The 21,989-nt window shown below is 49.9% G+C and carries 21 protein-coding genes and 1 tRNA gene; 10 read left to right on the forward strand and 12 right to left on the reverse strand.

What is annotated here, in order from left to right; genetic code table 11:
- From ACTG33_RS05115 to ACTG33_RS05140, 6 genes are all read right to left on the reverse strand, one after another.
- On the reverse strand, positions 1 to 449 hold a 449-nt coding region (locus ACTG33_RS05115; protein WP_439134117.1), incomplete at its 3' end, for a flagellar hook-basal body complex protein.
- Between the two features lie 141 nt (positions 450 to 590).
- Positions 591 to 1,265 carry a flagellar hook assembly protein FlgD gene (locus tag ACTG33_RS05120; protein ID WP_439134118.1) on the reverse strand — a complete coding sequence of 225 codons (675 nt, stop codon included), beginning with the start codon at positions 1,263 to 1,265 and terminating at the stop codon, positions 591 to 593.
- Positions 1,266 to 1,281: 16 nt separating this feature from the next.
- Positions 1,282 to 1,716, reverse strand: coding sequence for a flagellar basal body rod protein FlgC (gene flgC, locus ACTG33_RS05125; RefSeq protein ID WP_439134119.1), 435 nt, complete (start codon positions 1,714 to 1,716; stop codon positions 1,282 to 1,284).
- A 13-nt stretch (positions 1,717 to 1,729) separates the two neighbouring features.
- Positions 1,730 to 2,134: a flagellar basal body rod protein FlgB gene (gene flgB / locus ACTG33_RS05130; RefSeq protein WP_439134120.1), complete on the reverse strand. Its 405-nt coding sequence runs from the start codon at positions 2,132 to 2,134 to the stop codon at positions 1,730 to 1,732.
- A gap of 298 nt (positions 2,135 to 2,432) precedes the next feature.
- The gene (locus ACTG33_RS05135) at positions 2,433 to 3,254 is read right to left on the reverse strand and encodes a CheR family methyltransferase (RefSeq protein ID WP_439134121.1); all 822 of its coding nucleotides are present in this window, start codon (positions 3,252 to 3,254) and stop codon (positions 2,433 to 2,435) included.
- 188 nt (positions 3,255 to 3,442) lie between these two features.
- Positions 3,443 to 4,414 carry a chemotaxis protein CheV gene (locus ACTG33_RS05140; RefSeq protein WP_439134122.1) on the reverse strand — a complete coding sequence of 324 codons (972 nt, stop codon included), beginning with the start codon at positions 4,412 to 4,414 and terminating at the stop codon, positions 3,443 to 3,445.
- Between the two features lie 223 nt (positions 4,415 to 4,637).
- Between ACTG33_RS05140 and flgA the strand changes: the two genes are divergently transcribed.
- The 3 genes from flgA to ACTG33_RS05155 all read left to right on the forward strand — a co-directional run bounded on the left by flgA (position 4,638) and on the right by ACTG33_RS05155 (position 6,715).
- Positions 4,638 to 5,345, forward strand: a complete 708-nt coding sequence (gene flgA / locus ACTG33_RS05145; protein WP_439134123.1) for a flagellar basal body P-ring formation chaperone FlgA — start codon at positions 4,638 to 4,640, stop codon at positions 5,343 to 5,345.
- Between the two features lie 240 nt (positions 5,346 to 5,585).
- Positions 5,586 to 5,894, forward strand: a complete 309-nt coding sequence (gene flgM, locus ACTG33_RS05150) for a flagellar biosynthesis anti-sigma factor FlgM (protein WP_439134124.1) — start codon at positions 5,586 to 5,588, stop codon at positions 5,892 to 5,894.
- Positions 5,895 to 6,172: 278 nt separating this feature from the next.
- Complete coding sequence (locus ACTG33_RS05155) at positions 6,173 to 6,715, forward strand: flagella synthesis protein FlgN (RefSeq protein WP_439134125.1); 543 nt, start codon at positions 6,173 to 6,175, stop codon at positions 6,713 to 6,715.
- Between the two features lie 25 nt (positions 6,716 to 6,740).
- Here the strand turns inward: ACTG33_RS05155 and ACTG33_RS05160 are convergent.
- Positions 6,741 to 6,817 (reverse strand) — tRNA-Arg (locus ACTG33_RS05160).
- Positions 6,818 to 7,034: 217 nt separating this feature from the next.
- Here ACTG33_RS05160 and ACTG33_RS05165 point away from each other — a divergent pair.
- Positions 7,035 to 7,742: a 16S rRNA (uracil(1498)-N(3))-methyltransferase gene (locus tag ACTG33_RS05165; RefSeq protein ID WP_439134126.1), complete on the forward strand. Its 708-nt coding sequence runs from the start codon at positions 7,035 to 7,037 to the stop codon at positions 7,740 to 7,742.
- A gap of 13 nt (positions 7,743 to 7,755) precedes the next feature.
- Here ACTG33_RS05165 and ACTG33_RS05170 read toward each other — a convergent pair whose 3' ends face one another.
- Positions 7,756 to 10,137 (reverse strand): putative bifunctional diguanylate cyclase/phosphodiesterase, encoded by a 2,382-nt coding sequence (locus tag ACTG33_RS05170; protein WP_439134127.1) that lies wholly within the window; start codon positions 10,135 to 10,137, stop codon positions 7,756 to 7,758.
- A gap of 885 nt (positions 10,138 to 11,022) precedes the next feature.
- Positions 11,023 to 12,180: an alanine dehydrogenase gene (ald, locus tag ACTG33_RS05175; protein ID WP_439134128.1), complete on the reverse strand. Its 1,158-nt coding sequence runs from the start codon at positions 12,178 to 12,180 to the stop codon at positions 11,023 to 11,025.
- Positions 12,181 to 12,417: 237 nt separating this feature from the next.
- Here ald and ACTG33_RS05180 point away from each other — a divergent pair, with 237 nt between their 5' ends.
- The 3 genes from ACTG33_RS05180 (at position 12,418) to ACTG33_RS05190 (ending at position 14,324) form a co-directional block, all read left to right on the forward strand.
- Entirely contained in the window at positions 12,418 to 12,891 is a 474-nt protein-coding gene (locus ACTG33_RS05180; protein ID WP_439134129.1) for an Lrp/AsnC ligand binding domain-containing protein, read from the forward strand.
- Positions 12,892 to 12,959: 68 nt separating this feature from the next.
- A complete protein-coding gene (locus ACTG33_RS05185) occupies positions 12,960 to 13,499 on the forward strand; it encodes an adenine phosphoribosyltransferase (protein WP_439134130.1) in 540 nt (179 codons plus the stop codon).
- Positions 13,500 to 13,790: 291 nt separating this feature from the next.
- Complete coding sequence (locus ACTG33_RS05190; protein WP_439134131.1) at positions 13,791 to 14,324, forward strand: hypothetical protein; 534 nt, start codon at positions 13,791 to 13,793, stop codon at positions 14,322 to 14,324.
- 79 nt (positions 14,325 to 14,403) lie between these two features.
- On the opposite strand, the gene ACTG33_RS05195 is transcribed toward ACTG33_RS05190, so the two are convergent.
- Positions 14,404 to 14,799 (reverse strand): hypothetical protein, encoded by a 396-nt coding sequence (locus ACTG33_RS05195; RefSeq protein ID WP_439134132.1) that lies wholly within the window; start codon positions 14,797 to 14,799, stop codon positions 14,404 to 14,406.
- 459 nt (positions 14,800 to 15,258) lie between these two features.
- Complete coding sequence (gene ttcA / locus ACTG33_RS05200) at positions 15,259 to 16,188, reverse strand: tRNA 2-thiocytidine(32) synthetase TtcA (RefSeq protein ID WP_439134133.1); 930 nt, start codon at positions 16,186 to 16,188, stop codon at positions 15,259 to 15,261.
- A gap of 394 nt (positions 16,189 to 16,582) precedes the next feature.
- Here ttcA and ACTG33_RS05205 point away from each other — a divergent pair, with 394 nt between their 5' ends.
- The 3 genes from ACTG33_RS05205 (at position 16,583) to bioA (ending at position 20,624) form a co-directional block, all read left to right on the forward strand.
- Entirely contained in the window at positions 16,583 to 17,344 is a 762-nt protein-coding gene (locus tag ACTG33_RS05205; protein ID WP_439134134.1) for a flagellar brake protein, read from the forward strand.
- Positions 17,345 to 17,568: 224 nt separating this feature from the next.
- Entirely contained in the window at positions 17,569 to 19,140 is a 1,572-nt protein-coding gene (locus ACTG33_RS05210; RefSeq protein ID WP_439134135.1) for a methyl-accepting chemotaxis protein, read from the forward strand.
- A gap of 182 nt (positions 19,141 to 19,322) precedes the next feature.
- The gene (bioA, locus tag ACTG33_RS05215; protein ID WP_439134136.1) at positions 19,323 to 20,624 is read left to right on the forward strand and encodes an adenosylmethionine--8-amino-7-oxononanoate transaminase; all 1,302 of its coding nucleotides are present in this window, start codon (positions 19,323 to 19,325) and stop codon (positions 20,622 to 20,624) included.
- Between the two features lie 263 nt (positions 20,625 to 20,887).
- Here bioA and ACTG33_RS05220 read toward each other — a convergent pair whose 3' ends face one another.
- Positions 20,888 to 21,895 carry a tryptophan--tRNA ligase gene (locus ACTG33_RS05220; protein ID WP_439134137.1) on the reverse strand — a complete coding sequence of 336 codons (1,008 nt, stop codon included), beginning with the start codon at positions 21,893 to 21,895 and terminating at the stop codon, positions 20,888 to 20,890.
- Between the last annotated feature and the right edge of the window lie 94 nt (positions 21,896 to 21,989).

The following is a 21,989-nucleotide window of genomic DNA, read 5'->3' on the forward strand; positions in this document are numbered from 1 at the left end:
GGTGCCTGTGTGCTGGCATCAATTTGGAGATCCGTTAGAACGCCATTAACAATATTACCTTCGTCATCCGCTCCATAGCCCTGCAGACGAAATCCGGAGTTGTTGACTACGTAACCCTGATTGTCGGTTGAAAACATACCTGAGCGAGTGTAACTGACATCGCCGCCATCACTCATGATAAAGAAACCGCTGCCATCAATAGACAGGTCGAGCACGTTATCCGTGAACGTAATGTTGCCCTGAGTAAACTGCTGAGCAATATCCGCCAGCATGACACCACTGCCTGCTGCGTTATTGGCAGTACCCACGATCGAACTTGCGTAAACATCGCCGAATTCAGCCCGTGAACGCTTAAAACCCGTCGTACTCGCATTGGCGATATTATTGCCAGTAACCCGCAAATCGTTGTCTGCTGCACGAATACCTGTCAAACCAATATTAAACGACATAGCCTGTCCTCAACTTAAGCTTCCGCGCCACAGCGCTATAATTTTTATCCAACACACCCTGCGAATAAGATCCGAGTGCCAACTAAATTGCTTTTAACTCAATTGTTTCTGATTAGAGTGTTTCCAACTACACAGTTTCCACTACATAATCGTTTGTACGTCATCCAGTGAGACCTTGCCCAGGCCTGCCAGATTCAAGACTGGTGATGATCCGTCATTACCCAGAGTCACGCTGTTCACATTGGCTCCCAGTAACGTACCCACCTGATACATTTCTCCATCCATTCTGGCTTCCGCTTTCACTGTATAGAGTCCAGACGGCAAAGGTTCGCCGCTATTGTTCAGGCCATCCCAGATAAGGTCGTGATTACCCGCAGCCTGACTTCCCAAATCGACATTACGAACCAACTGACCGGTTTCGTCATAGATGCTCACCTTCACTTCAGGGCTTGTGACCGGCAACTCAATGACACCGGTAAACATATCCCCTTCAGACATCCATGCGGTATCCGTACGCACCTGCACCTGACGACCAACCAAAGCTGTGGCCTCTAAAGCCGCGCTGGACTGATAACTGCTCACAAAACCGCTAACGGTATCGTTCAGATTATCGATACCCTCCAGGGAGCTGAATTGAGCCAGCTGGGCAATAAACTCGCCGTTATCCTGCGGCTCCAGAGGGTTCTGGTTATTCATTTGGGTGACCAACAAGGTCAAAAACTCATCTTTACCCAGTTCATTGCTTTTCGCTTCCTCAGAGCTTGCGGAGGAAAGCTGACCCAGAACACTATTACTTGTTGCTGCATTGACATCCATTACGATTGCCCTCCGCTTACTGACCTAATGTCAGCACACGCTGAACCATTTGTTTGGCAGAATTCATCACTTCAACATTGGCCTGGAAAGAGCGTGAGGCCGAAATCATGTTAGTCATTTCTTCAACAACATTCACATTGGGATAAAACACATACCCCTCCTCATCCGCTTCCGGGTGATTGGGCTCGTATCGACGCTGTAAAGGCGCATCACTCTCGACAATTCCCAAAACCTCTACACCAGCTTGGGATTGAGGATCGCTTTTGTCCGAAACAAAACCACTGGCATCCCGATACACGGCACTGAATACCGGCTGACGACTGCGATAAACCTCATCGCTACTGGAACTTGCCGACTGAGCGTTTGCAAGGTTACTGGCAGTAGTGTTCAGACGGACGCTTTGCGCTGTCATGCCGGAACCTGCAATATCAAATACGCCACCTAAAGCCATGATCGTTTCTCCCTTACTCACCGCGCAGAGCAGTGGTTAAGCCTTTGAATTTACTGTTTAAAAAGGTAAACGTCGCCTGAAAGTCCAGTGAGTTTTCCATGTATTTTGCGTGCTCTACGTGCTCTTCGACGGTGTTGCCGTCAATGCTGGGCTGAGTCGGAGTCCGGTACTGAATTCCACTGTCGCCAACTGACATGCTGACACCACGCTGATGACCTGAGTTGGTGGCTGCCATCTCCAGCGACGCTGAAGAACCGGAAGCGGCCTTGGCCAGAGCGGACTTAAAATCGATGTCGCGAGCCTTGTAGTTGGGGGTATCCAGATTAGCGAGATTGTTCGCAAGAATAGAAGACCGCTGACTGCGAAAACGCAGCGCATCGTCATGAATCCCTAACGCTTGATCAAAGCCAATAGCCATCTGTCACCTCAACTCTTTAAATGTTTATCCCAGTGCTGCCCCGTAAGCGGCAATCACTAAACTGTGTACAGGATTTAGCAAGAGCTGTGCCAAAGACAGAAAAAACCATCACCCCCCCCTAAAACACTGGGCTGTAGAGGTTTTCCTAAACACAGGAAAGGGGCATTTGAAATCAGAGATAACAAAAAAAAGAGGAAAGCGGCAAACCTTTACCGCAGAACGGCAAAGGCTTCACAGAAAGAAGAGCTACTGAAAGAGAAGGCCTTTTCAGGCCGAAATAAAGACGGAAAACAACCAGCTACAGCGCCCGGTACATGATGCCCGGTTTGCAATGAATCATTTCGAACAACTCAGAAGCACCCGCCAGCCCTTCCGACGACCCCAGCACCAAAACCCCTCCAGGCTTCAACGCAGCGTGCAGACGCGTGAGAATGTTTTGCTTAAGTTCACCGGTAAAATAAATCAGAACATTACGACAAAAGATCACATCAAAGCGACCCAAGCCACCGTAGGAGTCCAACAGGTTCAAAGACCTGAACTGCACACGACTGCGGATAGCCGGCTTTACCCGCCAGACCTCTTCGCTGACCTGGTCAAAATAAGCGTCCCGGCGCTCGGGAGATAAACCACGCAACACAGACATCTTGTCGTACTCGGCAGCCTGAGCCTGCTTGAGCATGCTGGCTGACAGATCCGTTGCGACAATTTCCACAGACCGAGCCGACGACAAGCGATTTTGCCGACGGCTTTCTTCAACCGTCATACTGATCGAATAAGGCTCCTGCCCAGAAGAACAGGCTGCCGACCAGATACGAATCGGCCCGGAATCCGGCTTCTTTTGGATTTCCGCCAGCAACGTCGTCTGCAGATAGTCGTAAGGATGCGTATCACGAAACCAGAAGGTTTCATTGGTGGTCATGGCATCCACTACCTGCTCACGCAGTTTGGAGTGACGGCTGCGGCGCAACTGATCCACCAGAGCACTGAGACTCTCCAGCTGGTTATCCTGCAAAATTTTGCGGATGCGGGTAGTCACCAGATACTGCTTGTTTTCTGCCAGATGAATGCCGCAAGCCTCCTGCAGGAACAGCCGGAAGCTTTCAAACTCACTGGAATTCATAGTGGCGCCCCCTGGGCGTGACGGTGATGCCGTAAAACCACTGTTTGTCATGCGTATACTCGCTATAAAAAGCCAAGAGTTTGTCAGCCTTGTACCGTCTGACGAAGCAATTTTAATGGAACAATTTCAACGGAACGAGAGTAAAAGAAGCGTTTTCAAAAAGAGACCACATTTTCTGCGGAGCATCCTTAACTTGCCGCTTCTTGCAATGCGTCCTCATCCAACAAGCTTTGACCACTGATCTCCAGGATTCGGTCATTCACTCGTCGAGCCAGCTCGTCAGGCTTAAATTTAGCCATAAAGTCATCAGCCCCGACCTTTTTGACCATGGTCTCGTTAAAGACACCGCTGAGCGAGGTATGCAAGACCACTGTCAGATTTTTCAGTGCCGGATGGCTGCGCACTTCCGCTGTAAAGGTATAGCCGTCCATTTCAGGCATCTCAATATCCGAAATCACCATAATGAGCTCGGCATTAGGATCCAATCCGTCTTCCACCATGCTTTTTAGGTAGTTTATGGCTTCGCGACCGTCTTTTTTCAGCGTTGTCTTGATGCCCATAGACTCAACAACCCGCTGAACCTGCTTCCGGGCAATGGCCGAATCATCCACGATGAGTACATGTTTTTGCACGATACGCTCGGCAATACCATCTTCGATAACACCTGGGCTCACTTCTTCACTTACCGGAGATACTTCAGCCAGGATCTTCTCGACGTCTATGATTTCAACCAGCTGGCCATCCACCTCGGTCACCGCAGTCAGGTAATTGTCTCTGCCAGCGCCGGACGGTGGCGGATGAATCTCTTCCCAATGCATATTGACGATGCGCTCAACGCCACTCACCAGGAAGCCTTGAGTAGATCGATTGTATTCCGTGATGATCACAAAGCAGTTTGCAATATCATCCAGTGGGTTACGACCCATGGACAAATTCATATCCATGATAGATGTCGTATTGCCACGGATATGCGCCACCCCGCGAACGACAGGGTTACGCTGTGGAATGGCATTCAGAGGCGGACATTGTAGAACCTCTTTGACCTTGAAGACGTTAATACCGTACAACTGCTGACCACTCAGCCGAAATAGCAACAGCTCCAGTCGGTTTTGACCGACCAACTGTGTACGCTGATTAACGCTGTCCATAACTCCAGCCATGACGTCTCCTCAAAGCTTGTTAATGACGGTTTTAATATACAGCTGCTCTATAACGGCACGGTGTTTGCTTTATCTCTATCAAACTTGCAGCAATACCGGCATAAGTATTAAACCAAGAGCAACATTGACTTGATCAATAGCTATAGCGGCAGACACCGCAAAGCCTTTAATACAACATCGAATACAACACCGGTATCAGGCCCAAAATGACACTGAGCAAACTATGAACTTTAAACGCCTACATATCGCCTTAAGCCTTGGAATCGCCGTATCTGCGGCCTCCGAGGCCAGACAGTGGCAGGATTTGTCGGACGTTCCTGTAGCCGCTCAACAGTATCTTGAAAGCGTTCTGAAGGATAAGTTTCCCGATGACCAAACCCGCATTGATGTAGGCGACATTGATCCCCGCTTGCGCCTTTCAGCATGCGACAAACCTTTGACATACGATTTGCACGGCCGACAACTAAGTGCCAGCAATGTGACACTTCGGGTTCAGTGTCCAAGCCAGACGCCCTGGTCTTTCTACCTGACCGCCAAAGTCGAACGCATGCGGCAGGTATTGGTTGCAGCCCGTAACATTGGGCGTGGGGAAAGGCTCACCGAGAGAGATTTCTCTCTGGAGTTGCGTGATGTGAGCACCATGGGTAACAGCACCGTTTCCAATCCCACGCGCATCATCGGCAAAGAAGCCAGACGCCCGATTAACCTGGGGGACAGTCTGAGAACAACCAGTGTCACGGCCCCTGAGGTCATTCAGAGGGGAGACGCCGTCAGCGTGAAAGCCATCAGCGGCGGGATTGCAGTCTCCACATCAGGGGTTGCCATGAACGACGGCAAAGTTGGCCAACAAATACGCGTCCAGAATCTGAAAAGCGAGCGAGTCATTAAAGCGCGAGTCACAGCAAAGGGACAAGTTCAGGTCATTATGTAGAAAACCAAGGGTTAACCCTTGTCAAAATAGGCCAAAAGTCCGTAAAACTGGGCTAAAAGTGAGACTCACTGCTCAAAAGTTCAATTTTTTGACCCCTCAATACGGGATTTAAAAAAAAGAGCTAAAAAAGATAAGGTTTTGACTAAAGTTATCGCGGCACCCGCCGAAACCCTCAGTATGGGCACCTTTGGTCAAAACTTCCAAAGATGACAGCACCACAACACAATGGGAATTGCAGCAATGGTTATTGATTCAAACAGCAACAACATCCTCTCCTCAAGCGGCAACGCAAAAGGACGGGTCGACGGTAACGCCAGCAGTAAAAACAATGCTGCCGAGTCACAAGCGCAGAACACTCCTAAACCGGAAGTATCTCTAAGCTCACAAGCTCAACAGCTGAGCCAGCTGGAAAGCAAGATTCAGGCGACACCAGACGTAGACACTCAGCGTGTCGCTGACATTAAGCAAGCCATTGCTGATGGCACCTATGAGATTAATCCCGACCGCATTGCCGAGAGCATGCTGGCTCAGGACAACTTTTTCTCATAAATACGAATACGTTCATCTCAGGATGAACTCCACTGGCGAGAAGGTCATGCCGACCCAATCGACCGTGGACGAAAATATTGACGGACAGAGCTAAACTCACCGCTGCAATTCCCGGCTTTGCGTGCTGTTATTTTGCTGTCCGTCAAAACAATTTGACCGTTTCGACTTTTGATTTTTTCGATGTTTGAATTTCGATGTTTGATTAATGCAACGTCTGATTTTTCAACATCTGATTTTCAGCATTTGATTTTCAACCACAGATCATCTGGAAGGTAGCCATGTCCGCCACAACGCCATATAACTCTGATTCAGCTACAGGCTCGACAACCGGATCTGACAATGTATCCGCGCCCGCCGTTCACCAACAGATCAGCCAAGACATTCAAACGGCAAGTACCCTGCTGGAGCTTCTGAAAGAAGAACACCAGATTCTTCAACAACGTGACCACACCCGTTTGGGTACCTTGGTCGGTGAAAAGCAGGTATTGATGGCCAAGCTGGAACACGGCGCCAAACAACGTAGCGGCTGGGTTAACTTTCTGACCCAGCGCACAGGCCAACCCAATGAAGTCTGCTGGAATCGCCTGCTGCAGGAACTGGACGGAGTCGTGTTACCGCCGCTCTGGAAAGAGCTTCAAGCTCTCGTAGATGACTGTAAAAAACACAATGAGCTGAATGGCAAAATGATTGCCAGAGGACAAAGAACTCTGCAGAAGCTCATGGGGTTGATGCGCGGACAATCCGCAGACACCGCTAATCTCTACAACGCCACAGGCAACACTCAAGCTCAGCGCACCAGTCACACTGTGGTCAAAGCCTGATAAGTAGGTTGCTGTATTCAAGAAATGGCCCGCCCTAGTGGATTCGAACCACTGGCCTTCCCCTTAGGAGGGGGACGCTCTATCCAGCTGAGCTAAGGGCGGAAAGATCGTTTGAAAATGAGATCAATCGAAGAGAAACGAATTCTAGCGATTTCCCGCCCATGTCACAACCGAGTCGAGAAACTGACGTAACTTCCCCCCAAGTTTATCTGATTTAAGTACACATCAAACTTTAACCCACACTGAAAAACCTCTGTTACCGGTGCATTCAATACCCAGTTGCGGGATAATGGCGACCACTTTCACACCATGAAGCGCCATGAATCTTTTACTGCTTTCACCTTCAGATTTTATCTCACCAACGACGGCTGAACTCACCGACAGACGACGGGATCATCTGCTCAACATTCACAAAGTTGAAGTTGGGGATGAGGTGCGTGTCGGGCTGATCAATGACCTGCAAGGGTTAGCAACCGTGACTGACATCTGCTCAAAAAGTATTCGACTGGATGTCTCTTTGAGCAAAGAGTCCCCAAAAGCGCTGCCGCTGACTCTGATCCTTGCCCTTCCCAGACCCAAAATGCTGAAACGAATTTTTCAAACCGTAGCCACCATGGGGGTCAAAAAGCTGATTTTGATCAACAGCTATCGAGTGGAAAAAAGCTATTGGCAGACGCCCTGGTTACAGGAAAACACCATTCGCGAGCAGCTGATTCTGGGATTGGAACAAGGTGTTGATACCGTCATGCCAGAGGTACGTCTGGTAAAACGCTTTAAGCCGTTTGTGGAAGACGAGTTACCGGCGTTGTGCCAGGGAAGACGTGCCCTGGTGGCTCACCCCAAACAAGCGATACCCTGCCCTGAACCCAGTGAGGAAGAATCATTGCTGGTCATTGGGCCGGAAGGTGGATTCATTGAGTATGAAATAGAAAAGCTTAATCAGGCTGGCTGTCAGACCATTCACCTTGGATCCAGGATTTTAAGAGTGGAAACGGCAGTCCCGGTCTTACTGGCCAAATTGTTCTAAACAAGGATCAAACTTAATCGATGGCTTGGTTCACTGCCTCCGGTGCTTGGTCAAGCTCCAGAAGGACTTTGAAATCGTTCAGGGGAACCGGTCGGCTAAAATAGTAACCCTGGTAACAATCACACCCAAATCCAGCCAGTATCTCCAGCTGCTTCTGGTCTTCAACCCCTTCAGCCACAACCGCTAAATCCAACAACTGTCCCATGGTAACAATCGTTTCCACCAATACGCGATCACTTCGATCGTCCACAATATCCCTGACAAAGCTGTAGTCAATTTTCAGGGTGGTAACCGGTAAACGTTTCAAATAACTGATGGACGAATACCCTGTACCAAAATCATCCAGTGAAAAATCAATCCCCATGGATGAGAGCGCCGTCATGATGGAAATGGTCTCTTCTACACTTTGAATCACTACGCCTTCGGTCAACTCCAATTCCAGACTGTTCGGTGGAATCGGTATGTCTTCCAAAGTACGGGCCATATTTTCAACAAAGTTCTGCCCGCGGAACTGGCGAGGACTGATATTAAGACTCAGCCGCATCCCCTCTTCCCACAACCCGCCTTTCGATAGAGCCCCCAAAGCACGGCAACCCTCTTCGATCACCCACTGACCCACTTCGATCATGAGACCAGAGGCTTCCAGCACAGGAATAAACTCACCGGGTGACACCATGCCTCGCTCAGGATGATTCCACCGGAGCAAGGCTTCGCCCCCTAAAATCCGGCCACTGGTGATCGACACTTTCGGCTGAAAAAACAGTTCAAATTCTTGCTCTTTAAGGGCTCGGTGTAGTTCACTTTCCAGTTTCAATTGATGACTGACTTTGTCAGCCATACCGAGATTGAAGAACTCAATCGCATTACGCCCCTTTGCCTTCACCTGATACATGGCAGTATCGGCAAACCGCAACAATTCGTGCACCGAGCTTTCATTATCGGAGTACACCACGATACCAATACTCCCCGAAACATGAAGAGTGATGTCTTCGTAGGGGTAGGGTTCTGAAATACTCTTGCGGATTTTTTCGGCTACTTCACCGGCCTTCAGCGCTGCCACCTCCAGATCCTGATCCAAGACGGTCAAAACAATGACAAACTCATCCCCGCTTAATCGGGCCACCAGATCTTCTTCACGCACCGTTTTCTGCAGACGCTGTGCAACTTGCTTTAAGACAATATCCCCCACCGGGTGCCCGAGGGAATCATTGATATTTTTGAAGTGATCCAGATCGATAAATAAAACCGCGCCATGGTAATGGTGTCGACGAGATCGGCGGATTTCATTCTCCAAGCGCTCGACCAAATGCATTCGGTTGGGCAGGTTAGTCAGCGGATCGTGATACGCCATATGCTCCATTTTTTCTTCAGCTTCTTTTCGCGCACTGATGTCATTCATCACCATCAGCAGCAGCGTTTCGCCATGAAGCACTATGGGTTTAACATTTCCTTGCAAGTATCTTCGTTCGCCGGCGGCGCCCTTGTAATAGCCTTCAAACTCGCCTTCGACGACTTTATTTCTTGACTCAACCTGAGCTTGAGCGGGCACCCCAAAGGTTTCTGCCTCAAACTCAATATGTGCATCGAGCACATTAACATCCTTGATGGTATCTACATCTCGTCCAAAAAAAGATGCCATATTCTGATTGGCAAATTCCAGCCGACCATCCAAATGTCTCACGCCGACCATTGCTGGCAGCTCATTGATAATCTGCCGAATAGCCTCTTCACTTTCCCGCAGGTCTTGCTCAACTTCCAGGCGCTTGGCAAACGTTTCTTCAATCGCATCCAGCATATGATTACTGGACAGAGCCAGTTGCGTAAGCTCATCGTTGCGTTCGGGGTGTGGTACGGTAATTCGTTTCGTGCCGGGCTTATCGAGACGGATGGAACGGAATTCCCTCGACATTTGAATCAGCGGTCGAGCGAGTAACAGATAAAACGCAAAAAACAGCAACAGCACCAATAGGATATTGCGCAGCATGCCACTGAGAATGACAAGAGTAGATCGCTGATAAAAGGTCGCTAGCGCAGCATTCAAGTCGACTTTAAAGACAATCGAACCTGACGTTTCCTTCTCATAACCGGGCAGGAGCAACTTGGCGGTATAGGTTTTACTGTCGGCAATCAGGTGTTCTGTCAGCCAGCCCACGGGGTGTTTGACCCGAGGTTCTACGCCATCGGCAAGCACATTTCCCAGTTCATCCAGAATCGCCACATCATAGATGAAATCATAGGCCAACATCCCGTTCACCACTTCGGATGCCAGGTCATCATCCAGCGTATGCACCGCTCGGGTTGCAGGAGGACCGGCCACCTCAACTACGCGATCAATCAAGTGATCGACTTCACTCTCCTGGGAAACAAAGTCCAGGTACAACTGTACAGAACTCATCAAGAATCCCAGAGCGAAAGCCAGTATCACCCCCACCTGTGCCAGGCGATATGATATTCCTTGAAAAAATAACTGCACTAATGAGCTCTCAAACGTTTAACCAGACTATTTTGTCCGAATGGGTCAATTTGTAAAACTAATTAACTGTGGCAATCCCCGACTCAGGTGCAAGTCAGATCACCAGCTGAAAATCAGGCTATTCACTCCAAAATGAGTTTTCTTAACCCACAACCAGACTTCTCACCCTCAACCGGGACAAGGCACAGTAATGCAAATGATTTACAGTTTCTGTTGCTATGATTGTGTCCACTTTTTCGATCGATCTCACTGCCGACCAAAACCGTACAAACGTACTACCTAAGGCCTTTTATAAAGGTTTTTGTGCTTTATGTGGCGATATAGACCACATAGGCCAGTTTTACACTGTACCTTTTGAACCATAGACCAAGACTGACTTCCCAGCTCTTCTGAGTCAACTTTATTGACACCATGAGTAGGTCATAACAGCTATGTTATCGGCCAAGTTGCATAATTCTTTGAAGCAGACAATTATCCGTCCACTAGTCACACTCCAATCACTCGCTAACACTTCAATTACTAGCCAACACCTCAATTACCAGCCACTACGCCAATTACTACCCACTACAATTACTACAAGATAACGAAGCACACCGCCACTGTCGTCAGATTCTACACCATTTCCGCCAGACAAAAAAAAAGCCGGCTATGTGCCAGCTAAAAAGGTGTGCTTTATCCGCAGGGACAGCGGATTGAGGGCATCTCCTCAACAGAGAACATTCGAGAGGAATGTCCATGAAAAATTAACGTGAAAGCTATAAGTAACCAGAACTACGAATAACGAAAATCACAAGTAGCTAAAAGCTGTTACTTAACTGAAGCGACAGCAGCCTGTGAAAGCTCTGGAGTCAGACCCAGTAAGGCCGCCGCCGGAACGTACTCAGTATTCAAGGCTTCAGCCACAGGCTGACAGGTCACCTTGCCTTTATAGACATTCAGGCCAGCCAGCAGATGTGGATTAGCCGCAACCGCTTTCTCGACGCCTTTATCGGCCAGAGCAAGCACAAACGGCAAGGTAGCGTTGGTCAATGCCATGGTTGATGTACGAGCTACTGCGCCGGGCATGTTTGCCACACAATAATGAATAACATCATCAACGACATAGGTGGGATCCTGGTGGGTCGTGGCTTTAGACGTTTCAAAGCAACCGCCTTGATCAATAGCCACATCCACGACCACTGAGCCACGCTTCATACGGGAAATCAGATCACGAGAAAGCAATTTGGGAGCTGCAGCACCTGGAATCAATACCGCGCCAATCACCAGATCGGCTTCCAATGCATAGGATTCAATGGATTCTGAGCTGGAGTACACGCACTTCACCCGGCCAGCAAACTCAGTATCCAGCTGACGTAAACGCGGCAGAGAACGATCCAGCAGGGTCACCTCGGCCCCCAGACCAACCGCCATCATCGCAGCCTGAGTTCCCACAACACCCCCACCGATGATGAGAACTTTTGCAGGAGCAACACCAGGCACGCCGCCCAACAAAGCACCCATACCACCTTGAGCTTTTTGCAGATGATACGCACCGGCTTGTACGGATAAACGACCAGCGACTTCGGACATAGGCGCCAGCAACGGCAGACCATTGGCAGCATCGGTGACTGTTTCGTAAGCCACGCAGCTTGCACCGGATGCGGCCAGTAATTCCGCCTGTTGGGCGTCGGCAGCAAGATGCAGATAGGTAAACAGTAACTGACCTTCACGCAGCTGGCGGCATTCGTGCGGCTGTGGCTCTTTGACCTTAACGACCATATCGGCCTGGGCAAAGATCTCCTCAGGTGTTTCTACAATAGTCGCACCTGCTGCCAGGTAGTCTTCGTTTTCAAAACCGATGTCCACGGCACCATGGGTTTCGACCATGACACTGTGTCCACGCTCAACCAATTCTCTGACACTCGCTGGCGTCAGACCAATACGGTATTCGTGGTTTTTAATTTCTTTAGGTACCCCGATCAACATGCTGCTTCTCCAATTATTAAAATAGCCCGGATAACGTTACCTGCGGTCGCCTCAAACCGTCAGAGCTGTATACCTGTGTCCATTGTTCCGAAACCAAGCGCGGTCTCAGTAACCTGAAACATCTTCGAACACAGTGTTATCTTAATAAGCTGAAACTAGAGAATTCGCTTTATAATTTAATATTTTTGGTTGATTCGACTAGAATAATCGAACAGACAGTTGATTTTGGCTTTCACCATGGAAAAACTTAACACCCTTGATAAGAATATTATCCGCGCTCTGCAAAAAAACGGTCGAATGAGTTATGCAGAGCTTTCGCGAAAGGTAGGACTGAGCGCGACGCCCTGTAAAGAACGGGTCAAACGCCTAGAGCGGGATAAGGTAATCAAAGGCTACACCGCCCTGGTCAATCCCGACTATTTGTCCGCCGGACTGGTGGTCTTTGTTCAGATTAGCCTGTCCCGTACGGCGCAGGATACCTTTGAAGCTTTTCGCGAAGCCGCCATTGCCCTCCCTGAAATTCAGGAATGCTACCTGGTCAGCGGCAGCTTTGATTATCTGATTAAAGCACGAGTCGCCGACATGAGTTCCTACCGAACCTTTTACGGGGAAACTCTACTGACGTTACCCGGCGTGCAGGACTGCACAAGCTATGTAGTCATGGAAGAAGTAAAGGACACGACGGAAATACCGGTGCACTATAATCGTTAACAGTGAAAAATCATCAAACCGCACACCGCCAAGACCACATACCGTAAAAACAAGGAGATAGGTGACCTATGCCACTGGATGAGTTCCTTCTGAAATCCCACTTACCCGTTATACAGGATTGGCCCAAACCGGGCGTTCAGTTTCGTGATATCACCCCCCTGTTTCGCAACCCCAAGGCAGCCCGTCACATCACCGACGAATTAGTGCTGCGGTATATGGACAGTGATATTACCCACATTGCCGCGCTGGAAGCCCGAGGCTTTCTGCTCGGCTCGAACCTCGCCTACGCGCTCAACAAGCCGCTTATCCTGCTTCGCAAAGCCGGCAAACTGCCCGGTGCCGTTGATCATCTGGAGTATTCCAGCGAATACGCTCAAGGTCGTCTCGAACTGCAAAAAGACTCCTTCAAGCCTGGCGACAAGGTGCTGATTGTGGATGACGTACTGGCTACTGGCCAGACGCTCTATGCCGCCGCTCAACTCATCCACGATCAGGGCGCGACCATTACCGAAATCGCGACCATTGTGGATTTGAGTTCACTGGGTGGCCGTGAACATCTCACCAACTCTGATCTGCCGACGTTCAGCCTGCTGGTGCTAGAAGACTGACGCCTCTTCAGACTCGCTCGCGCCTCGATTTCTCTCCTACCGATCATGCCTGCGGCTTCCTACTGCTGGCATGATTTTCAACAATCGCCCTTTTCTACTGTTTTTCAAAACACCAGTTAACTCAATAATCTGCCAGAAAACCTTAAGAAGGTAATATAAGCGCCTAAAATATCAGGAAAAACTGGAATTGCCCCTGAATAGCAGCTACTACTTAGATCAGTGCAACCAGAACATTAAATGATCAACACCAAACGATCAGAACCAGTTAGGCCACCCTTGAGAGGTAATACAATGGGTATTTGTGCTGAGGAATTGCGTACTTTCGTTATCCGTCCGACGCTGGAACACTTGGGACACCGATCCGATGCAGCTGAGGAATTATTATTAGCCACGGCGGCCAGAGAATCCGGGCTGGGGTTTCACCTGACAGACAGCCATCGACAGAGACATACTCAACGCCAAGTGCTCACCCGCCGCCAGGGACTCGGTATTTTCCGCATTCGCCCTTTCACACATCGAAAGATTTGGGATCAGTTCCTGATTAACCACCCCAATCTGGCTTCCACAGTGCGAGGATTGGCCAGCCAACACGAGTTTTTAACGAATCCTCACGGAGAATTGGCAACAAACCTGCGGTATGCCGCAGCCATTGCCTGGCTGATTTACTATCGGAACTTCAAGGCGCTACCCGAGGCAAGCGATATAGAAGGGTTGGCTAAGTTCTGGAAACGCCATTATCAAAAGCACCCTGACCCCAGTAAAGATGAGTTCATCAGGCACTACCACGAGTACATCATAGGAAGGCATGAGGCAACAGCGGCCTGATGCTCAGCGGGGAGTGAAGGAGATTATGCCACCCAGTGCAAGACGGGGATGACTGTCCAGTGCAAACCGGGCATGGCAGTTAATGCCTTTTGTCAGCCGTTCTGCGGCCAATGCCCATACGACGATCTGGCAGGATGGACGAACCACGATAATGATCTCGACGATCCATCACCTCGCGTCGCTTGTCACTGCGCCGGTCATGATAAAGGCCATCCGGTGCTGTTTCCTGAATCCAGCAAACACCACCCGAGCGCTTGATGGCATCCTCAAGCTTAACGGCCTCTTCGTAAGATACCCCTTTCTTAACCACAATCGGGGTTCCTTTGGACATGATATCCAACTTGCGTTTGCTGAGCTGAAAACGCTCTTTAAGGCTAACCCGCGCTAAATCCGCTTCAATGGAGTCCGTAAATTTGTCGATGTACACCACTTCATAGGTTTTCACCATAGACAAGTTCACCATAGTCTCTCTCATTCCCACCTCTTCTCTGCTACGAGCGCTATCCATCTGCTGCTATCGTCTCAGAAAGAGCTAATGATCTTCCATGAACGATTTAGCATTATGCTTGGGCTCGCAGTTCTCCTATTGCGTTGTTATTGTCAAATCATGACGTACGTCACGACCAAGGCTAGCCCTGTAAATTCTCGTTTACCTATAAACCCTTGTTTTACCGATAAATCCATTTGTACCCACGGTCAGATGTACCCATGATCAGACGCGCGATTTAACTACATAGAAGAAATAGCAGTCGCGGGCACTATTTACAAAGAACCAAAAGTTCGTGTTTTCTAAAAACCTATAACCGCTTTGACGCGCAATGCCGTTTGTCACGCTTCCGCAACCTCATACTGGCCCCTACAGAGACCCAGAAAACAGAGGTCCAGAAAGGTTTAAACAGAGCAGGAAAAACGATCAAGCGGAGAGGTAAACGCCTTAAGAGAGCTGAATAGCTTCGACGATTTGTACGCCAGCAGGAACGCTAGACGTACTGATATTAGAAGCCCCCACGGTTGCTTCGTCGTAACCGTATTCGGCACGTTCTCCGGAGCGATCTAAAGGCAGATTGGTGAAATCAAACAGGTCGCGATCCGCTAACTGGCTGGGCGATACGTTTTGAATGGACTTGAAAATACGCTCCACACGACTGACGTCATCCTTCTCCCACTGCTGCAGCATGCCTTTGATCGCCTGCCGCTGGAGATTCTCCTGTGAACCACACAGATTGCAGGGAATAATCGGAAACTTTTTATGCTCAGCCAGAGCAATCAGGTCCGATTCACGGCAGTAGGCCAATGGGCGAATAACCACATTGCGCAGATCATCGGAGCGCAGTTTCGGCGGCATGGCTTTCAGGCGACTGCCATGGAACATATTCAGAAACAGAGTTTCTACAATATCATCCATATGATGTCCCAGCGCCAGCTTGGTGGCACCAATTTTCTCGGCAAACGCGTAGAGCGTCCCGCGACGCAGTCGGGAACATAACCCACAGGTCTTCTGACCTTCCGGTATCTTCTCCCGAACCACACTGTAGGTGTCTTTATCGACGATGTAATAAGGCACATCGATTGATTCAAAATACTCCGGCAACACATGCTCAGGAAACCCGGGCTGTTTCTGATCCATATTGACCGCAATAACCTGAAATTTAATCGGCGCGGTTTTCTGCAGGTTCAAGAGGATATCCAGCATCGCAAAGCTGTCCTTGCCACCGCTGATGCACGCCATGACCACATCACCCTCTTCGATCATGTTGTAATCGACGATGGCATTACCCACATTGCGTCGCAGACGCTTCTGCAGCTTGTTGTATTCGAGCTGCCGCTTGCGATCTAGGGTTTCTGGTGCAGTAACGTCGGACATAATTAAACCTGAAGCACGATATGTATTTGAAAGGGTCGCCATTGTACGGATTTTAAGCGATGCAGGGAATATACATTCACACTTCCCTGAAGACTGGCTTTCAATGCGCTATTTCAACGGTTGGCGACCTTGCCACAGCTGTTGCCGCTAAAGCGGCAGCCTCCTGCCCCTTTTTCGCAACTGGCAAACGATTGTGAAAGGCCGCCGAACACACCCTCCTCCCGGCATGCCTCATAACTCGTGAGCTGCAGAGTAGCTGGTCAGCAAATTTGAACGCTACTACGTCGTTGGCACATCCTTTGCTCTACTCTGTTCAACAAGCAAATTACACCGATAACCGTATCGTAAGTCATCTCTCACCGATGAGTGAGAACTGATCAGGAGCCTCTTTACTATGGCCATTTTGCAATCCGTTCTGCAAAAATTTAGCCGTAAGCCACCCGTCCCCGAGCTGGCCGAACCCGCTCGACGTCTGGCAAAGAAAATTCAGCACTACGCCCCGCTGTTCGCCCTGCAGGAAAGACGCCAGCTGATTGAGGTCACTAGTGAAAGAACCGGTGAAACCTACCAAAGCATGATTCTGGCTGTAGATCTGAACAATCAAACCCTGGAGCTGGATGAACTCTTCCCTCAACCCGCCAGCCATATTTATCGTCCAGGGGATGTTTTCACTTTGAAACATCACCATCAGGGGCAAATCCTAAAGGTATCGACGCCACTGGAATCGATTCTTGTCAGCCTCAACAGTCCGGTGTACCGCTTGAAATTACCGACTGAAGTGAGCTATCAGCATCGTCGGGTACACCCGCGTATCAACCTGAGCAAACAGCAGCCTCTGTCGGTTCGTCTGCAATCGCCCTGGCGTACGCCCTGGTACGCCACCGCTAACAACATTTCAACAGGCGGTATGCGTCTGGTCGTCGGCGGCAACGTCCTAGATCAGCTGGCACGAGACTCAGTCCTGCCGGCATGTGAATTCAAATTGCACGAAAACTTTCGGATTCGCTGCCAGGCGACGGTTAAATCGTTCCGATTTGTGCGCAGACCTTATCGCCGCACGGAGATCAGCATTGAATTTAAGGATTTGGGGGCGCAGCAGAGCCTGCAACTGCACCAGCTGATCGCCGCATTACAGACTCCCGCCCAGGCAGCATGACTACTGCAGCTTGGCTACTGCAGCCTGACGACTAATTGGAACACAGACAGACCAAGTTGCTTAGCCGCTGCATAACCGTTGATTCAAGTCAAAAAAGTTCTATTAGAAATGTTTCAGATATGCGATTTGCTGCCGCTACAACCCCACAGAGAGGGGCTTTATCAGATGCATCCGAAATAGCCCTTGATGTCCCTGTATCAACTTTAAAGAATCGGACAACGTTTATGCGTAACAATGGCCCTACTACTGGAAATGAAGTCGTCCTGAAGCCAGGCGATGAACTGGTCTCCGCTACAGACACCAGCAGCCACATCACCTTCAGCAACGACAGATTCTGTGAGGTATCCGGCTACAGCCGCGAAGAGCTTCTCACTCAACCTCACAACCTCGTTCGCCATCCAGACATGCCTAAAGAGGCGTTTGCAGACCTATGGAACAACCTCAAAAATGGTCGCCCGTGGATGGGAATCGTCAAGAATCGCTGTAAAAATGGCGATCATTACTGGGTCGATGCTTATGTCACCCCCCTGAAAGAACAGGGCAAGGTCACTGGTTACGAATCGGTTCGTGCCAAGGCTGACAGTCAAATTATCCGCAGAGCAGAAAAGACCTATCAACGGCTCAACAACAAACAATCGGCAATCCCTCTGATCACTCGCTGGAAATACCCGGCCATAGAGTTTTCCGCCTACGCTGGCGTGACCTTTGTCTTGCTGCTCGCCAGCTTATTGATCACCGACGACCTAAGTTTCCTAGCAGGAGTCAATAGCGTGTGGACCTCACTGGTTTCGGGTGTCGCATTCAGCTGGATCGCAAAGCGCTATCGGAAAAAAGCCGTGGATGCAGCCCGCAAAGTCATCAACAATCCCATGACAGCCTACATTTACACCGGAAGAGCAGACGAGATTGGTGAAATTGAACTGGCTGAGCAGGCACATTACGCTCGTTTGCGTACCGCATTGGGGCGCTTTATTGAATCGTCCAAAGAAGTGTCGCAGCACTCGGAAATGTCCTTGGAACAAGCTCGCTGCACCCACAACGGCATGACCGCACAGCAGCTGGAAACGGAGAAAGTCGCGCTTTCCATGCAACAGATGTCACAAGCTGTGCAGGAGGTCGCTGCAGGTGCCAGTCAGGCGTCAGTAGCTACGCAAGAGGCTTTGGAACAGGTTTCTCAAGGCGGCAACGTTCTGCATGATGCCAGCAATGCCATTCAGGGACTTTCTGAAAACGTGGGCAATCTGGGCACTGTGGTTAACCGTTTGTCAGAAGACAGCGGTCAAATCGCCACGGTGATCGACGTAATCCGCGGCATCGCTGAGCAAACCAACCTGCTGGCGCTGAACGCCGCCATCGAGGCCGCTCGAGCCGGTGAACAAGGCCGCGGTTTTGCCGTGGTAGCCGATGAAGTCCGCACTCTTGCTCAACGGACTCAGGAATCCACCCAGCACATTCAGGACATTATTGAGAAGCTCAGCTCGGCCACCAGTGATGCCGCCAGTAATATGGACAGCTGCCAAACGCTCGCAGATCAAAGTGTCGAAGAAATGACCAATGTACGCAGTGCTTTGGATGCCATTTCAGAGTCGGTGAACACTATTGATCAGATGTCGCAACACATCGCTTCTGCCTCTGAAGAGCAATCCGCGACAGCGATAGAAGTGGAACGCAATACTCAGTCTATTTCTGAAATTTCCACCCGCACGCAAGAGGAATCTGAGGCCGCGGCCAAAATTAATGAAGAAATGACGGAGATGGCGAAGAAACAACACCTGCTGGTCGAACGTTTCCAATAATCCCCTGATCAACGAATCCACGGTGATCTTGAATACATGCCTGTCGGAAAGGTTCTGACAGGCATGTAGCCGTCATCACGGCTCTCACCCCTTCCCCTTTAACCTCCTTGCGTTAACCACCTAACCCCCTACAATGTCGCCCTCATCACAACTATTCGTTCTCTACCGGCACAGGGGTTTATATGAGTATTTCAGAAGCGCAGATCATCGATATTGATCAAACTCACGTCTGGCACCCCTACGCCTCGTTTATTGACGCGCCTCCTGTATACCCTGTGGAATCCGCTCAGGGTTGCACATTGACCTTAACGGATGGGCGCAAACTGCTGGATGGCATGTCGTCCTGGTGGTGCACAATTCACGGCTATAACCATGAAGCACTGACCCAGGCGGCGAAAGACCAGCTGGATAAGATGTCCCACGTCATGTTTGGCGGCCTGACTCATCAGCCCGCCGCCGAACTGGCTCAGTTGCTGGTTGATATCACCCCCAAAAGCCTCAATAAAGTCTTCTTCTCCGATTCAGGTTCAGTCTCGGTTGAAGTCGCCATGAAAATGGCCATTCAGTTCTGGCACAGTCAGGGCAAGCCACAGAAAAGCAAAATGTTGAGCCTTCGCAACGGTTACCATGGCGACACGTTTGGCGCTATGTCCGTGTGCGACCCGGTTACTGGTATGCATCACCTGTTCAATGACAATCTGATACAGCACTTTTTTGCCGATGCGCCGGTCAGTGGTTACGACACGGAATGGGATGACAGCTACATCGCCAACTTCAAGTCACAGATCGAACAGAACCACCCCCAACTGGCGGCCGTCATTCTGGAGCCCATCGTTCAGGGCGCAGGTGGCATGCGTTTTTATCCACCGGAGTATCTGCGTCAAGTTCGTCAATTGTGCGATCAACACGGTGTACTGCTGATCGCCGATGAAATCGCGACTGGCTTCGGCCGGACAGGCAAGCTGTTTGCCTGCGAACACGCCGATATCGAGCCCGATATTCTCTGTCTCGGCAAAGCCATCACCGGTGGCTATATGACCATGGCCGCGACGCTGTGTAACGATCGGATCAGCGATGGTATCTGTCGCGGTGAAGCGGGCGTATTTATGCATGGTCCAACCTTTATGGGCAACCCACTGGCAGCGGCTACTGCGTTGGCCAGCACACGCTTATTGCTCAGTCAGGATTGGAAAGCCAACATCCAACGCATTGAGTCTCTACTGCAAACAGGATTGGCCCCCTGCAGTGAGTACGATCACGTGAATGAAGTGCGCGTGATGGGCGCTATTGGCGTAGTAGAGATGAAATCGCCGGTGGTAATGGCTGAGATTCAGAAAGCGTTTATGGAAGAAGGCGTCTGGATTCGCCCGTTTGGCAAGTTAGTGTATGTCATGCCACCTTATGTGATGACAGACGCGGAGCTGGACAAACTGACGTCTGCAATGAGCAATGTTCTCTCTCGCAAAGAGTTATTTCAAGCCTAGCTTTCCCCCTACAAACAACAACAGCCCCGAGGGGCTGTCAGCTTGATGATAAATTTTGTGGAATTTGAGAAGGTTGAAACATCATTGCGAGGAGCAGTAGCGCCAAAAGTAGGGGCTTTAGGCCACGCGGCAATCCATTGTGGCACGGTGTAGTTAGCTTGAGTGCCAAACATGGATTGCTTCACTTCGTTCGCAATGACGAGTCGTCTTTAACAACGACCTAACAGCCCCGCTGGGGCCGTTTTTAATGACTTCAAATACGATCAACCAATCGGTCGCAGACCAACCGCCTTGCGGCATTTTTCCATCAATGGCGCACTGAATGAACGTGCTTTCTCTGCGCCCTCCTGCAATTTCTCTTCAATATACGCTGGATTGGACATCAACTCGTTGTAACGCTCGCGAGCTTCGGCCAACTCACCATTAACCAGTTCAAACAATTGCTTCTTGGCTTCACCCCAGGCAATACCGTCCAGAAACGCCTGACGCATTTCAACCGTCTGCTCTTCGGAAGCAAACGCCTGCCAGATTTGAAACACCGTCGAGGTATCCGGGTCTTTGGGTTCGCCAGGTTCCAACAAATTGGTTTTGATTTTATTGATGTGTTTTTTCAGCTGCTTTTCAGTCAGGAACAACGGAATAGTGTTGCCGTAGCTCTTACTCATTTTACGGCCATCCAGTCCTTGTAACACCGAGACCTTCTCGTCGACGACCGCCTCCGGCAGAGTGAATATCTCGCCGTAGTGATGATTGAAGCGGGCGGCAATATCACGAGCCATTTCGACGTGCTGTATCTGGTCTTTACCAACAGGCACTTTGTTGGCATTGAACATCAGAATATCCGCAGCCATCAACACCGGATAGCTGTACAGGCCCATGGTGACACCGTAATCGGGATCTTCACCCGCTTCCTGATTGGCTGCCACCGCCGCTTTATAAGCGTGAGCACGATTCATCAAGCCCTTGGCTGCCATGCAGGTTAACGTCCAGCTTAGCTCGGTAATTTCCGGCACATCAGACTGACGATAAAAAACCACATTGTCGGTATTCAATCCCAGAGCCAACCAGGTTGCCGCGATCTCGGTGGTTGATTGATGCACCATTTCCGGATCCTGACATTTAATCAGGGCGTGGTAGTTCGCCAAAAAGTAAAAAGACAGGTTGTCCGCGCTTTGACTGGCTTCAATAGCCGGGCGAATCGCACCAACGTAGTTGCCCAGATGTGGAGTTCCGGTGGTGGTAATCCCCGTGAGAATGCGTGTCTTGGCCATAATATTCTTTCGATACTCTGTGTATTGCTGTTGGATTTTCCATCAGCAGCTATTCTGTTCGCGGTTATCTGAGGCGATACACCTAACAGCCGTC

It is taken from the genome of Pseudomaricurvus sp. (assembly GCF_965662505.1).
Lineage (GTDB): Bacteria > Pseudomonadota > Gammaproteobacteria > Pseudomonadales > Cellvibrionaceae > Pseudomaricurvus.

Bases quoted from the DNA above. Each gene is read 5' to 3' on its own strand.
- ACTG33_RS05165 (WP_439134126.1), top strand. From the start codon at position 7,035: ATGAATCTTTTACTGCTTTCACCTTCAGATTTTATCTCACCAACGACG.
- flgB (WP_439134120.1), bottom strand. From the start codon at position 2,134: ATGGCTATTGGCTTTGATCAAGCGTTAGGGATTCATGACGATGCGCTG.
- flgA (WP_439134123.1), top strand. From the start codon at position 4,638: ATGAACTTTAAACGCCTACATATCGCCTTAAGCCTTGGAATCGCCGTA.
- ACTG33_RS05180 (WP_439134129.1), top strand. From the start codon at position 12,418: ATGGAAAAACTTAACACCCTTGATAAGAATATTATCCGCGCTCTGCAA.
- ACTG33_RS05190 (WP_439134131.1), top strand. From the start codon at position 13,791: ATGGGTATTTGTGCTGAGGAATTGCGTACTTTCGTTATCCGTCCGACG.
- ACTG33_RS05205 (WP_439134134.1), top strand. From the start codon at position 16,583: ATGGCCATTTTGCAATCCGTTCTGCAAAAATTTAGCCGTAAGCCACCC.
- ACTG33_RS05155 (WP_439134125.1), top strand. From the start codon at position 6,173: ATGTCCGCCACAACGCCATATAACTCTGATTCAGCTACAGGCTCGACA.
- ACTG33_RS05185 (WP_439134130.1), top strand. From the start codon at position 12,960: ATGCCACTGGATGAGTTCCTTCTGAAATCCCACTTACCCGTTATACAG.
- flgC (WP_439134119.1), bottom strand. From the start codon at position 1,716: ATGGCTTTAGGTGGCGTATTTGATATTGCAGGTTCCGGCATGACAGCG.
- ACTG33_RS05170 (WP_439134127.1), bottom strand. From the start codon at position 10,137: ATGAGTTCTGTACAGTTGTACCTGGACTTTGTTTCCCAGGAGAGTGAA.
- ttcA (WP_439134133.1), bottom strand. From the start codon at position 16,188: ATGTCCGACGTTACTGCACCAGAAACCCTAGATCGCAAGCGGCAGCTC.
- ACTG33_RS05120 (WP_439134118.1), bottom strand. From the start codon at position 1,265: ATGGATGTCAATGCAGCAACAAGTAATAGTGTTCTGGGTCAGCTTTCC.
- flgM (WP_439134124.1), top strand. From the start codon at position 5,586: ATGGTTATTGATTCAAACAGCAACAACATCCTCTCCTCAAGCGGCAAC.
- ACTG33_RS05140 (WP_439134122.1), bottom strand. From the start codon at position 4,414: ATGGCTGGAGTTATGGACAGCGTTAATCAGCGTACACAGTTGGTCGGT.
- ACTG33_RS05195 (WP_439134132.1), bottom strand. From the start codon at position 14,799: ATGAGAGAGACTATGGTGAACTTGTCTATGGTGAAAACCTATGAAGTG.
- bioA (WP_439134136.1), top strand. From the start codon at position 19,323: ATGAGTATTTCAGAAGCGCAGATCATCGATATTGATCAAACTCACGTC.
- ACTG33_RS05135 (WP_439134121.1), bottom strand. From the start codon at position 3,254: ATGAATTCCAGTGAGTTTGAAAGCTTCCGGCTGTTCCTGCAGGAGGCT.
- ACTG33_RS05220 (WP_439134137.1), bottom strand. From the start codon at position 21,895: ATGGCCAAGACACGCATTCTCACGGGGATTACCACCACCGGAACTCCA.
- ACTG33_RS05210 (WP_439134135.1), top strand. From the start codon at position 17,569: ATGCGTAACAATGGCCCTACTACTGGAAATGAAGTCGTCCTGAAGCCA.
- ald (WP_439134128.1), bottom strand. From the start codon at position 12,180: ATGTTGATCGGGGTACCTAAAGAAATTAAAAACCACGAATACCGTATT.